This window comes from Microcoleus sp. ARI1-B5, from assembly GCF_036705795.1.
In the GTDB taxonomy this organism is placed as follows: domain Bacteria; phylum Cyanobacteriota; class Cyanobacteriia; order Cyanobacteriales; family Microcoleaceae; genus Microcoleus.
Genome location: NZ_JAUBVK010000045.1, coordinates 15,647 through 28,730, shown reverse-complemented (window position 1 = coordinate 28,730; position 13,084 = coordinate 15,647). Strand labels below are relative to the sequence as shown.

General features: G+C 45.6%; 10 protein-coding genes. 5 read left to right on the top strand and 5 right to left on the bottom strand.

Features of this window, described 5'->3' with window-relative positions; all coding sequences use genetic code 11:
- Positions 1-14: 14 nt before the first annotated feature.
- A complete protein-coding gene (locus QUB63_RS32735; protein WP_332949553.1) occupies positions 15-1,589 on the bottom strand; it encodes a DUF2079 domain-containing protein in 1,575 nt (524 codons plus the stop codon).
- A gap of 9 nt (positions 1,590-1,598) precedes the next feature.
- Positions 1,599-3,257, bottom strand: a complete 1,659-nt coding sequence (locus QUB63_RS32730; RefSeq protein ID WP_332949552.1) for a DUF2079 domain-containing protein — start codon at positions 3,255-3,257, stop codon at positions 1,599-1,601.
- Between the two features lie 296 nt (positions 3,258-3,553).
- Between QUB63_RS32730 and dxr the strand changes: the two genes are divergently transcribed.
- Positions 3,554-4,744: a 1-deoxy-D-xylulose-5-phosphate reductoisomerase gene (dxr, locus tag QUB63_RS32725; RefSeq protein ID WP_332949551.1), complete on the top strand. Its 1,191-nt coding sequence runs from the start codon at positions 3,554-3,556 to the stop codon at positions 4,742-4,744.
- A 216-nt stretch (positions 4,745-4,960) separates the two neighbouring features.
- Entirely contained in the window at positions 4,961-5,635 is a 675-nt protein-coding gene (locus tag QUB63_RS32720) for a Uma2 family endonuclease (protein WP_332949550.1), read from the top strand.
- 59 nt (positions 5,636-5,694) lie between these two features.
- Here the strand turns inward: QUB63_RS32720 and QUB63_RS32715 are convergent, their stop codons facing one another.
- Positions 5,695-6,225, bottom strand: a complete 531-nt coding sequence (locus QUB63_RS32715; protein WP_332949549.1) for a phosphoribosyltransferase — start codon at positions 6,223-6,225, stop codon at positions 5,695-5,697.
- Positions 6,226-6,279: 54 nt separating this feature from the next.
- Between QUB63_RS32715 and QUB63_RS32710 the strand changes: the two genes are divergently transcribed.
- A complete protein-coding gene (locus QUB63_RS32710; protein ID WP_332949548.1) occupies positions 6,280-7,029 on the top strand; it encodes a pentapeptide repeat-containing protein in 750 nt (249 codons plus the stop codon).
- A gap of 297 nt (positions 7,030-7,326) precedes the next feature.
- On the opposite strand, the gene QUB63_RS32705 is transcribed toward QUB63_RS32710, so the two are convergent.
- Positions 7,327-7,527, bottom strand: coding sequence for a hypothetical protein (locus QUB63_RS32705; RefSeq protein ID WP_293175457.1), 201 nt, complete (start codon positions 7,525-7,527; stop codon positions 7,327-7,329).
- 838 nt (positions 7,528-8,365) lie between these two features.
- The gene (locus tag QUB63_RS32700; RefSeq protein ID WP_332949546.1) at positions 8,366-8,563 is read right to left on the bottom strand and encodes a hypothetical protein; all 198 of its coding nucleotides are present in this window, start codon (positions 8,561-8,563) and stop codon (positions 8,366-8,368) included.
- A 1,626-nt stretch (positions 8,564-10,189) separates the two neighbouring features.
- Between QUB63_RS32700 and QUB63_RS32695 the strand changes: the two genes are divergently transcribed.
- Together QUB63_RS32695 and QUB63_RS32690 are read left to right on the top strand one after the other, a co-directional pair.
- Positions 10,190-10,378, top strand: a complete 189-nt coding sequence (locus QUB63_RS32695; protein WP_332949545.1) for a hypothetical protein — start codon at positions 10,190-10,192, stop codon at positions 10,376-10,378.
- 1,205 nt (positions 10,379-11,583) lie between these two features.
- Positions 11,584-12,450: a calcium-binding protein gene (locus QUB63_RS32690; RefSeq protein ID WP_332949544.1), complete on the top strand. Its 867-nt coding sequence runs from the start codon at positions 11,584-11,586 to the stop codon at positions 12,448-12,450.
- Positions 12,451-13,084: the final 634 nt, after the last annotated feature.

Below are 13,084 nucleotides of genomic sequence, written 5' to 3'. Positions count from 1 at the left end.
TACTTATTATCATACTAATCGCGGATTTTTTGAAATAACAAAACATCATCTTGCTGATAGCTAATCTTAAACCCAGGAGATTGTTTAAGTTGAGCAGCGACACTGACAGCAGTATCAGCAGTATCGTGCCAAGGATGGCGCAGATTTAGCAAGACATACTCAAATTCATTCAAACTTTGTCCGTTGGCAACTTGATGCAGCAATTTAATTGTTGAACGGTGGGCGAGATGAGTTGCTAGGGAATTATCTGTTAACACATTGCCTTTAGTTTGCACTCTGTTAATGGCCTGCCGCGTCGCTTGCCAAGTATCGAGAGAGTCTAAATAAACCGTCCAAAAATAGCCGTACTTAGCTAAAATTAAGAAGGTTAACAGCGACCACAAAATTAACAACTTTGCCAGCAAAGAATTGGCAAAGAGCAATTTTCCACCTTTCCAACTCCGGCGAACCCAAATGCGGTTAGTCCAGATATGTTTAACAGATTTAATAGATATGCGATTAAGTGTGATGCGATTCCAGATGCGAGGAATCCATGGGCGGTGATTCCCCAGATAACTAATTGCATTTTTCCCGAAATTGCTGCCTCTTTTCTGTCTGTCTGCTAGAGTATAAATTACAGCAGTTAATAAAAACGGAAATATCGGCACAGAATACTGGTGAATCAAATCTCGCTGAGCCTCAATATCCGAAAGAATATTCATCAAGAGCATGGGTAAAGCAGCAATTAATGGCGACAGGTGGCGCGGGGAAAGCCACCAAATAGCAGGCAAAAATAACAAAATTAAATATCCCAAAGTATCGGCTGAAATCAGCCGCCCCGCTACTAGATGCGGTTTGAGAATTAAATTAATCGCTATTTCAAAAACAGAGTTTCCTAAATATTGATATCGCCCGACACCTGCGTGCTGCTTGCCTTGATTAAAATACGGTACAATAGCTTGAGTTGCGATCAAAAACCAAGCCGCGCCGAGAAATATAGCTATGAGTCCGCACCTGCGCGTTTTTTCAAAGAAAAATAGCCAAACACCCATCATCACAACTGTCAAAGATAGCACGGCTTTGCAGCTTAAAATTAATACAATGGCGGCACAAAACCACAATATTTTATCGAGTCTAGCGGCTAAGATTGCTGCTAAGATTGCGGGTAAGGCAATTACTTCGGGGTGGAAGTCAAAAAGATTGACGTTAAATACTGCGGGATAAAGCAGATATACGGCTGCAATTCCTATTGCCTTTGCTTCGTTTAATCCCGCTAGACGTGCTAAACTCCAGCTAGGCCAAGCACCTAACGCTAGGGCAAAAGCTTGCAGGAATAACAGCCAGTGAACATCTGGATATATTTTGTAAAGTAAAGCTAGCGGATAGAAAATAAACGCCGTATGATCGCCTAAAATATTGATTCCCATTAATGAGGAAAATGGCGTCTGATTTTGAGAAATTAAGTAAATTGCTTGGTCAAAAATGGCTAAGTCGTATGCAGTTGAATGAAACAATGCGTGCCGCGCGCTGCTGGCGGCAAACATGATGAGGGTTGCTGCACCTATCATCCAGGCTACAGGGTGAATTGTTTTGTGTTTTAAATCGAGCATTTTAACTTTTTATCGATTTTCACCAATTTTTTGAAATAGCAAAATATCATCTTTTTGATATTGTAATTTAAAGTTGGGAGATTTTTTGAGGTAATTTGCCGTGCGATCGCCCAATTGCTTCGTATCGGGCCACGGATGGCGCAAATTCAACAGTACAGAGTCAAAATTCACTGCATCCGCCTCGGAGGATATTTGCGAAAGTGCCTTAATTGTTGGCCTGTGAGCCAAGTGGGCCGCAAGTCGGTTGTCGGTTAAAACGCTAGCTTGCGGCTGAATTTGGCTGACAGCTTCCCGCGAGGCTGGCGCAGTGTCGGCGCGATTGAGATACAGCCAAAAATCCTTAGACTCGCCCAAAAACAAGAAAACTATGAACGACCAAATAATAACTGTTTTTGGATATTTTAAATTGGGAATCGGTAATTGGGAATGGGTAATTGGTAATTGGTAATTAGTAATCGGTATTTTTTCTCCTTCTTCATGATTACCTTTATCAGTGACATCCGTTAAATCCCGTACATTGCCCGTTGCCGAACCTTTATCAGTGACATCCGTTAAATCCCGTACATTGCCCGTTGCCGAACTTCCTTCTTCCTTTGAGATAACTGCTAACAAGAGAAATGGGATTACTGGGAGCGAATACTGATAAGCTAAACTCCGCTGAAACGGTTCTTGGGAAAGCACATTCAAAACTAAAGTCGGCAGCGCGCCAACCAGAGGAGTTAAATGTCGAGGTGAAAGCCCCCAAATCACGGGTAAAATCAATAAAAATAGATATTTGAAAGTGTCGAATGAGAAGATTTTCCCTAAAACCAACCCAGGTTTTAATAGCAAATTTCCGGCAATTTCTAATACCGAACTTCCCAGATAAGCGTAGCGCCCGACGCCGCCGGATTCAGTCCCCCGAAAACCGGGAATAATTGCTTGGGTAACAATCAAAAACCAAGCTGTGCCGATGATAATAGCAAAAAGTGCGATCGCCATTCTCACCCTTTTTTTCCCCCCAGATAAACTTTCGGGCTCAAATAACAGCAGCCACAAACCCATCGCCGCCACAGTCAAAGCCAAAACACCCTTGCAGCCCAAAATCACAATCACCGCCGCACAAAACCGCCAAGGCTGACTCAAACGCGCCACCAAAATCGCCCACAAAATAGCGGGTAAAGCAATAACTTCCGGGTGAAAATCAAACAAATTGATATTGAAAACTACCGGATAAAGCAAGTAAACCGCTGCCATCGATGCCGATTTTTCTCGATTCAAACCAGCCAACTCGGCCAAACTCCAAACAGGCAAAGCACCCGCAGCTAAAGCCACAGCTTGCACTGCTAAAAGCCAGTGAACATCGGGATAAATTTTGTAGAATAATGCTAAAATATAGAAAATCCAACTAGCGTGATCGCCCATAATGTGAAAGCCCAAAAATGAGGAAATCGGTGGCTTTCCCCGGCTGATTAAATAGATAACTTGGTCGAAAATTCCTAAATCCCAAGCGGTTGATTGAAACAAAGCGTGCCGCAAACTGCTGCACAAAAAGAAAATCGCAGCCGCCGCACCAGCCATCCAAACTACACTCGGCGGCCCAAATAATTTAGCTGGGGGTAAATTGTCCGCAAGTGCGCTGCGGCTTTCCTCGCCGGAGATGGCAAGATTTTCTGAGGAGTTTTGCATAAAAGCTGACACTAGCAGATGTTGAAGGAAGAAGAGAAATGGAAGTCGGAAGAAGGATTTAATTATCTAGATGTAGGGTGCTTGTGGCGCACCTTACGGCTATAAGGTAGCGCATAAAACCACTTTTTGTGTAAGTTATGTATAACTGACTATCTAAATGTAGGGTGCTTATGGGCGCACCTTGCCTATCTAGTGCGCGCTTTTAGGTGCCGATCGGAATTTACTGTGGCAAACTTTTACTAATTTGAGTTCCAGTAATCGTAATATTAGAACATCCCACAAAACCTTAAACTATTGTGAAAGCAATAACTCTTCTCGGCTCCACAGGCTCCATCGGCACTCAGACTCTGGATATTGTAGCTGAATACCCGGAACAATTTCGGATTGTCGGCTTAACCGCCGGACGAAATGTCACCTTGCTGGCACAGCAAATTCGCCAGTTTAAACCGGAAATTGTCGCGATTTGCGACGCAGATAAATTACAGGAATTGAAGGAGGCGATCGCAGATCTCGACCCTCAACCTATTTTACTTGCTGGCGAGTCAGGCGTTGTCGAAGTTGCCAAATACGGCGACGCTGAAGCCGTCGTCACCGGCATAGTTGGCTGTGCCGGTTTGCTGCCAACAATTGCCGCCATCAAAGCAGGCAAAGATATTGCCTTAGCCAATAAAGAAACATTAATCGCAGGCGGCCCCGTTGTCAACCCCCTGATCGAAAAACACGCCGTTAGAATATTGCCGGCTGATTCGGAACATTCGGCAATTTTTCAATGCCTCCAAGGCATACCGGCGGGAGGGTTGCGCCGAATTCTTCTCACAGCTTCGGGCGGTTCTTTTCGAGATTTGCCGATCGACAAATTAGCACAAGTAACAGTCGCCGATGCCTTGAAACATCCGAATTGGTCGATGGGGCAGAAAATCACCATCGATTCTGCTACTTTGATGAATAAAGGATTAGAAGTAATTGAGGCTCATTACTTGTTCGGGATGGATTATGACGACATTGATATTGTCATCCATCCCCAGAGCATAATTCACTCGTTAATTGAGCTGCAAGATACGTCAGTTTTGGCACAATTGGGCTGGCCGGATATGCGGTTGCCGCTGCTTTACGCTTTGTCTTGGCCGGAGCGAATTCATACAGATTGGCCGCAGCTAGATTTGGTAAAATGCGGTGATTTGACTTTCCGAGAACCCGACCACGAAAAGTATCCTTGTATGCAGTTGGCTTATGCGGCGGGACGTGCGGGCGGTTCAATGCCTGCGGTGCTGAATGCGGCAAACGAACAGGCTGTAGCGCTATTTTTGGAGGAAAAAATTACGTTTTTGGATATTCCGAAGTTGATTGAGAAAGCCTGCGACAAACATCAAGCTGACAACTGTGAAAGTCCTGCTTTAGATGATATTTTGGCGGCGGACAAGTGGGCGCGGCAGGAAGTTTTGGCACAAAGTATGCAATTGGGCGATCGCATTCTTTCGGTTCGCTAATTCTTTGGTTCGTAGTGAGGACTTTAGTCCGCATAAAAACCAAAGGACTAAAGTCCTCACTACGAACCTAAGCCGGACACGGGATTGCCGTGTCCCTACTTTTCAGGATTTGTGTAAATGCCAAACATTGAAAAGAGGCTAATCAAAGTTTTGGGCGATCGATTCTTGAATCCCTTGATAGAATAGAGCTATAAGTCCCATTCCTGGAAGCAACCGATGCAAACAGAAACCAAACCAACAGTATTTGAACTAAGTCAACTAATTATCCCACCCGGCAATAAAATAAAGTTACAAAACGTTAGCTGGGAAATGTACTCGTCTATCCTAGATGAGTTAGGCGAAGGTTACGCACTTCGACTTACTTATTACAAAGAAACACTGGAAATTAGGATGCCACTACCAAAACATGAAAAAGCTAAATCATTGATTGGATACTTTGTCAACGTGCTTCTGGAAGAACTTAATATTGATTGTGATGTTTTAGGTTCTACTACGTTCAAAAGCAAAGAAATGCAGAGCGGCGTAGAACCTGACGATTGTTTCTACATTCAGCACGAAGCTGCTATCAGAGGTAAGGATAGAATAGATTTAACAGTAGATCCGCCTCCCGATTTGGCGATCGGGATTGACAACTCCTCACCAACCAGTTTAAACAGCTATCAAGCTTTGAAAGTGCCGGAACTTTGGAGATATGACGGGCGAATCCTGAAAATCTATCGGCTTCTAGACGGAAAATATATTGAGTCTGATAGCAGCCCAAGTTTTCCCGATTTTCCCATTATTGATGTAATTCCCCAATATGTCGATCGCAGCAACACCCAAGGAAGAAGCCCGACAATCAGAGCATTTCGAGCTTGGGTAAAAGAGCAACTACAAACCAAAGACTCGTAGGGGCGGGTTTCACCCACAATCTTTGACTTTCACCCGATATCTACACAAACCCGCCCTCTTTACTTTGTATTAAACACCCGTCTCCCCACTTTCGCCGCAAAATCAGCCGCACTCATCTTTTCGTACACTTCAAAAGGTTGGTGAATCCAAGGATTGTCAGCCAAATAATCTACATAATAATCCGGCTTCGCAACAGAGCAAGCCTTGTACCAAAGCACAGCAGTCCGAATTTCCTGAATATCCTCGCCGTAGCGCTTCTTTAGCCAAACGATTCCTTGCTCCAAACTAATTCCCGAATCCACCAAATCGTCAACTAGCAGAATGTGGCTGCCCAAATTATCGCCCACCATTGTCAAATTAGGCGCAAACTCGATCGCCCGCCGGACTTTCCCCTGGGCCCCACCGTATGACGAGGCCGCTAAAATCGCCAGAGGTTTGTGGAAAATCCGCGACAGAGTATCGCCCACGCGCAGCCCTCCCCTCGCCAGACAGACAATGCGATCGAATTTCCACTGAGATTCATCAATCTTTACAGCCAAATCCTCAATTTTCCGATGGTACTCAGACCAAGAAACGTAAAGGTCGCTCATGCCTAATATTATTGAAATATCAAAGATATTATTCAATATTTTGGGAAAAATGACATGAATGCAGAGGAACTTCTCAGACGCTATGCAGCCGGAGAACGGGTTTTTCGTACAGTAGACCTGAGCGGGGTCAATATGTCAAGGACTAATTTGCGCGATATTGACCTGAGTCAAGCTAGTTTAAAAGGTGCAAATTCGATCGGCATAACGCTCTACAGAGCCAATCTGTATCAAGCGGATATCAGCCAAGCGGATCTCTCCCAAGCCAACCTCATGTCCGCTAATTTCGGCGAATGCGAGGCGATGGGAGCGAACTTGAGCGGAGCCATCTTGCGGAGTGCGGTGCTCGGCGGGGCCGATTTTACCGGGGCGAGTCTCAGGGGTGCAGACATCAGAGATGCCAACCTTCAGCGGGCAATTTTGATTCAAGTTTATGCAGTTAACGCTAACTTGCAAGGTGCCAACTTGACAGAGGTAAAACTTTGCGGAATCAACCTCAGCAAAGCCAATTTAACCGACGCCAACTTAACACAAGCTGACCTCAGCAATGCTAACTTAGCTCAAGCAAACCTGAGTTGGGCAAATTTGACAGAAGCAAATCTCGAAAAAGCGGATTTGAAGGGAGCCGATTTGAGCGGAGTTAACTTGAGCTGTGCAAATCTCCATCTAGCAGATTTGAGCGGAGTTTCCCTGAAGGGAGCAAATCTCCGGGGAGCAAACTTGCATCAAGCTTCTTTGCGCGGGACAAATTTGAAGGAGGCGAATCTGAGAGAGGCGATGATGCCTGACGGCAAAATCTCTGAGTAAATAAGTTCGCAAAACATAAGTTAAAACCGCAGGGTGCTTGTGGCGCACCCTACATTTAGCTTAATTCCTGATTTTATTGAGGCGATTTAATTCGGCCTAGTGAAACAGCGCAAAAACGGATACTGTGCCACCTACACTCGCCTTGTGAAGAGTCAAAAATTTTAGATCGAAGTTCAATCTCCAGATTCATCTGTGGACTAAATCTCAAATCGAAAAATGGAAAATCTCAAATCTACAATCTAAGATCGATTGACAGTGAATTTAATGAGGAGCGGCAAAAATTTTGAGTTCAGGCGTTTAATCTACAACTTTCAGCCAGCCCCGGCGAACGGCGTGGAGCAAGCGGTTGATGGCTGTTTGATCTTCTTCGGTCAGACAGTCATTTAACAGCGCACTCTTGAGCTGTTGTCGGTGAGTGGGAGTCAGCAGACCGGAGTGATATACCTGAAAGACTAGCTCTGCGATCGTAAATTGAGGTAAAAACGTTTGGGTCATCATTGGTTTTCTTATTGAACTGACTTTTGACAGTATTGACTGATTTTCCAAATTTTTATGTGATTCAAATACGCGAGTAAATGTGATCGATTCCGTTTTGATTAGTGATTTGAGTCAGCCGGACTTGGGGATCAGATGTTGCCCCGATTGAGAGAGCAACTCGAAACACAAACCCCGTCCCGATTCCTCGCTTTTGGCTACTCCGAACTCAGGATTTTTTCTTAAGAGATTGTGACAAATAAATTCTAATTTAGTTATTAAACAATTATAAATATGTCTTGACCAATAAACATTACATGGGTCGGGGGGTGAGACCACTCATCTACTCGTTTGTATAGGAGCGATCTTCACGCTTAATATCCCCTACAAGATACTATGGTTTTTTTGCGATGACTGCTAACTAATGACTGCTAACTAAATCGACTTAATTAAACGTCAAACTTTGACTGTGTTCAGAAACCCGCTTTTGCTTGCATTTACTGGGTGTCTTGGTGTGGTTGTTTTTCCGTGGATTTACTTAATCAGTGCTAACTGCTGACTACTGACTGCTGACTGCTGACTACTGACTGCTTCACGTCAAAAATTCCGGCTTCTTTAGGAAACCGGGTTCGATCGAAACGATCGCCACAATTTTTTTTAGAGGGTTAATGGAGCGACATACTCACGGAAATCTGATTTCTGGCAAAGCTTTACAGGAGAGAGAGTAGAACTACTCATCTAAACTTCCTGTCTGAGGGGACTGATACCATTTTCGCATTGAAGCATTGAAGATTCTTGAATTGGGAATAACTGATGAGAGCGGGGTTGGGATATCTCCTACAGTTGCGTTTTTTTTACTGGATTAATCGGAAATCCTGACCCATCCGCGGCGGATGGCGTGAAGCAGGCGGTTGACGGCATCTCGGTCGTCTTCACTGAGAGCGTTTTTGCACAGTGCCCGCAGTCCGTGGCTTTCAGTGCGAGTCAGATTGCCTGAATGGCTGACTTGATAGAATAGTTCAGCGATCGCGCGATCGGATTTTAAAGTCAGAGTTTGCATAAAATCTCGTTGAACTCGACTATTCTAATATCGAGCATTTGAGAACAGAGTAGGGTGATTGCCGTCGGCTAAGCTCTGTGATCTTGCTTGGCTCGACTTGTGATCTAAGTCTGGGAGTATACGTGAGTATAATCACATAGAAAGAAAGACCTCGATCGCATTTGCTGCGATCGCCGCAGTAGCCTCAAAGTTAGACGAAACCTCGAAAAGTTTTGAGCGCCAGACTTTGAACGCGCCGGGCGCCGCTGTTGGCCCACGAGTGCGTCCGATCGACCACATCGCAGGCTCTGGACTCGGAGAGCTGTGAAACTTTGGGTTTTCGACCCTTGCAGCCGAGGGCGTCCAGTTACGATCGGCGAGCCGCACCCTGAGATACAATAATCATAAATACTTCGATCCCATATATAGGCAGGCAGGTAAAAGAATGATAATTATTGGCTACTTTTCAATTTCCTTAATCGTTTTTGTTGTTTGGTTCATTGTTTTTTGGAACGATACTTCGACATCAAAAAAAGACTTGCTCTCTTGGATAGCCTTACTGCTCGGCCCTCTGGTTTGGCCTGTTGTTCTGCCCCTATCCTTTTTGCAGCTTACCAGCCGAAAGTCGGTTGTACAAGCTACTAAATCCGAGCAAAAATCCTAATAAATTGTGGAATTAACTTACTCAAGCACAGTGAGTCATCTTGCCTAAATTATCCCCGTTCCTCGCTCCTGGCATCGATTCAGTTGACAGTTGACCTGTGACAGCTTGTCAGTCAGCGAAGTCGAAGGGTTGACCGCAAGAGGGCGACCTCTACCTGGAAGTCCGAGGATTGGAGTAATGAATAGTCGGATTTTAATTTCTCAAGGGATCTCGGGGCTTGGGGCTTTCAACCAGTTCTTTCTGGTAAATCATCTTATTTTATGACAACAACAAATCGCACCTACAAGGTAGAATCACATAAAAATGCTGAATCCTAAAACAGTATTTTTGGGTCGCTCTCCAATTCGGCCTTCTGCTTTTTGATGCCTATTTTTATTTGGTTACATCGTGATTTAAGGTTGTCGCTCAGTCAAATTTGTCAGTCAAAAGTGTCAGATCCAGATTTTCGGAGAGCGACCGCAACAATTTTTTAATCATAAATTATCTGCCACCTGCACCAAGCTCAAACTTAATCTGTAATGTAACACGGTCTGTTGCTGGCCCAAGTATAACTTAAGACATATTTCAGCGTGCCGGTGACTAAATTAATAAGTTTTGTAACTTCCGATCGCTGCACGCAATTAATCGAATTTGGAAAAATCCTTGCTTGTGTAAAAAACGAGAAACTCTTTCTCCTGTAAGCTTTGGCGGCTATATAACTGCAAATTATAGCAGCTATAAACAGGCAATCGTAGAGTTCGATGCCGCCAAAATTGCCGAACTCTTACCGCAGTTAGATAGACAATTCAAGGCAGAGACTGCAATATGAAATAGCCAACAAAAATTCTTGCTAATCTCAAACAAAACTTGTCTTATGCGAGGCATCACGAGTTGAGAAGGCGAGCGATCGGATTTTGATCGGGTGCTGCATTTTTGGGAACTTCTCAAAAAAAGTGCCGTCACAGTATCCAAATTGGCTATTTGCACAAAAAGTAGGAGTGAAAATGAACGAAATATCTGAGAAGCGAGTTTATCGAATTCTTAATGCAGTGTCGCTGCTAGCGCTGACTTACTATGCCGCTACTTCGATCAATTACATTTTCCAGAGCGACGCTCACATCTACAGCTACGACAGCCAGAGCTATTCCAACGGGTCAACAGCTCAACTAGAAGCACACCGATCGGGTAAATAGTACAGCTTGTATATGAATGCCAAACCAAATTTCAGGGAAATTGCTAATTGTTAACGATGCGCTCGAAGTTAACAATTAGCAAGAATATCTTTACTGAAAACTTAATAGTGTAAAATTAAATTTTCCAATCTAATTATATAAAAACTTAATCATTCTTCGATCGAGAACACTCTCAAGAGTCGCTGGCCGCTGGTCAAAGATTTGTCTGTTTGACACTGCGTCGTCCAGAACCAACAGACCATTAAGAGGCGCAGCAGCTTATTCTCAGCTTTTACCCCCGCCCAAAAACGGATACTTGCTTTCGGACTCCTGTCGCGAGCAGCCCCAAATTTTAGACTCTTGTTCGGGCTCGGGTGATTCATCTGTGGAGTAAATCAGTCAAGTAAATCTAAAATCTAAAATCTAAAATCGACTGACAGTACCGTCAGAACTCTAGCGGCCCACCCTTCATCCCAAGTTCACAACACAAGCGCTGCATTGTCTGATTGTCGGGATGGATGCGGCTGATTGCTGAAATAACCTATTTTCGTTGAAAAACCGGGTGGTTTCGCGAAAATCGTCAGTTGAGGGCGAGGAATATGGGTGGAAAAATCAAGGCGCCCGGCCTCAAAAGTGCGTCCGGGACTGTGTTGGGGCGGGGTTTGATTGAATGTGGGCCCCGTGCCCGGGCTGGCTGTGAAAGCCAGCTAAAAAAAATAGATTTCTGGGGAACTATGGGCGGAACTCAAAAGTCAAGTCAATCAGAGTCTACTGAAAAATCGCAACTCAGTTCCAGCTCCATTGGGGGCGATCGAACTTCCGGGCGACAGTTGCCAAGGACTGCGGTGCAAATTCTCAATTTTCTTGAGAGCATACTCCCATTAAAAATGGTCTATGTGTATTTCCCAGCTACAGTTTGAAAAATGACTAGCCGCACCTAAGCGACCTATGGTAGACTCACAAACGTTTAACTGGAATATTTTCGTGCTAGAGGAGGGAGTGATGGAGTCGAGAGTCCAAAGCAGAAAACAACCGATACTCGCTGCTCAACGAATACAAGATTCAACTCGCGCCTCCCGGCTCCCTGCTGACAAATTAAATTACATGACAGCTTATAGCAGCCGGGTCAATTAGGGTCTCAACCGATGTCCGGTTCCATTTATTGAATCCCTTTGGAGGGAAAAGTGTATTGTAGAAAAGTGATTCATCTTTTAGGAGGAGTGTAAATGACACAGGTAACTAATCCAACACAACCAGCAATTACTCTACCTGGAGGTGCAGGTGGCGGTGGCTTAAACATTATCGGCAAGGCAACCGCTAACAACTTGAACGGCACCGCAGGAGCCGATATCTTCCTGACTTTTGAGGGCAATGATGTCATAGCCGGTGCCGGTGGCGACGACCTGATTTTTTCCGGTGGCGGGAATGACAGCATCGGCGGCGGCAGCGGCAACGATGCCCTCGTTTCAGGCAGCGGCAATGATGCCGTCGCTGGCGGTGACGGTGACGACCGGATCTTTGGCGGTAAAGGCAATGACGTGCTCGACGGCGGTGCTGGCAATGATGTGGTTTCTGGAGAAAAAGGCAACGATGTCGTACTCGGCGGAACTGGCAACGATGCAGTCTACGGCGGCGAAGGCAGCGATACAGTGGGCGGTGGCGACGGTAACGACAGCGTCTACGGCGGTAAAGGCAACGATACTGTTGATGGCGGCGCTGGCAATGACTTTATCTCTGGCGACAGAGGCAGCGATCTCCTGACGGGCGGTGCTGGCAACGACACGTTCTACTTCGCGAGTGCTGGCGGCGATTTCGGCGTAGACACGATCACTGACTTTACGCCTGCCGAAGATAAGATCCGCTTGAAGACGACCGGCGGGGGTGTGTTCTCTGTGTTGGGCAACAGCGTCGATACCAGCGAGTTTGTTGTCGTTTCTGGTTTCAGCGCTAACAGCCCAGGAGCCACCACGAACAAGTTGATCTACGACCCCACAAACGGTGCGCTGTTCTTCAACAGTGGCAACGGAGTGTTAGAGGTGGCGAGACTGACACCAGGCCTGACGATTACCTCGAACAACTTCGAGGTGTTCTAAAACAACTGGCAGTTGTGGGGCGGCACTGGATTTTATCCGGGGCTGTTCTCACAAAAGCCGATAGTTTGAAAGGATTTCAACCTCATTCTGCCACCAGCGGGGTGAGGTTGAACTATTCAAGGCAGGAAGTGAAGCAGGGGCATTTAAAAAAAATCCATTCCTGGACGCATGGATCCCCCCAACTCCCCTTCAAAAGGGGGGCTTTGAGGTTCCCCCTTTTGAAGGGGGGTTAGGAGCGGGATCGGGATTTGAGGCATTTTGTCCGTAAGTCATGAAATCGATCGCTCAAATTAATCGATCGCCCGATCGCACAAAATATAGCAGTTTTCGATTCTATGAAATACAGCTTTGGACAGGGCACGGCCTTTGGGAAATTGTCAACAAGCGCGTTAAACCCCGGATAAATAATGTCGTTTACATCCGAGTCTCGATCTCCCCGGCACCCCCCTTAATAAGGGGAGTAGGGGGTGGGACCTGAAGCGATCGAAGTCAATCCCTACTCCCCGACTATCCGGGGCGATGCGAGGGGGATCGAGACGCTTGATACAAACCAGAGAGATCGAGGATTTCAGGCTTAAGTTGACACAGCTCGGGCCGGGCGCCGCGTCCTGCGCCCGATCGCCTAAAATATACA

What these genes read in the sequence shown, in the direction of transcription:
- QUB63_RS32735 (WP_332949553.1), bottom strand. Translation starts at nt 1,589, where the DNA reads ATGCTCGATTTAAAACACAAAACAATTCACCCTGTAGCCTGGATGATA.
- QUB63_RS32715 (WP_332949549.1), bottom strand. Translation starts at nt 6,225, where the DNA reads ATGAGCGACCTTTACGTTTCTTGGTCTGAGTACCATCGGAAAATTGAG.
- QUB63_RS32690 (WP_332949544.1), top strand. Translation starts at nt 11,584, where the DNA reads ATGACACAGGTAACTAATCCAACACAACCAGCAATTACTCTACCTGGA.
- QUB63_RS32705 (WP_293175457.1), bottom strand. Translation starts at nt 7,527, where the DNA reads ATGATGACCCAAACGTTTTTACCTCAATTTACGATCGCAGAGCTAGTC.
- QUB63_RS32695 (WP_332949545.1), top strand. Translation starts at nt 10,190, where the DNA reads ATGAACGAAATATCTGAGAAGCGAGTTTATCGAATTCTTAATGCAGTG.
- QUB63_RS32720 (WP_332949550.1), top strand. Translation starts at nt 4,961, where the DNA reads ATGCAAACAGAAACCAAACCAACAGTATTTGAACTAAGTCAACTAATT.
- QUB63_RS32730 (WP_332949552.1), bottom strand. Translation starts at nt 3,257, where the DNA reads ATGCAAAACTCCTCAGAAAATCTTGCCATCTCCGGCGAGGAAAGCCGC.
- QUB63_RS32710 (WP_332949548.1), top strand. Translation starts at nt 6,280, where the DNA reads ATGAATGCAGAGGAACTTCTCAGACGCTATGCAGCCGGAGAACGGGTT.
- QUB63_RS32700 (WP_332949546.1), bottom strand. Translation starts at nt 8,563, where the DNA reads ATGCAAACTCTGACTTTAAAATCCGATCGCGCGATCGCTGAACTATTC.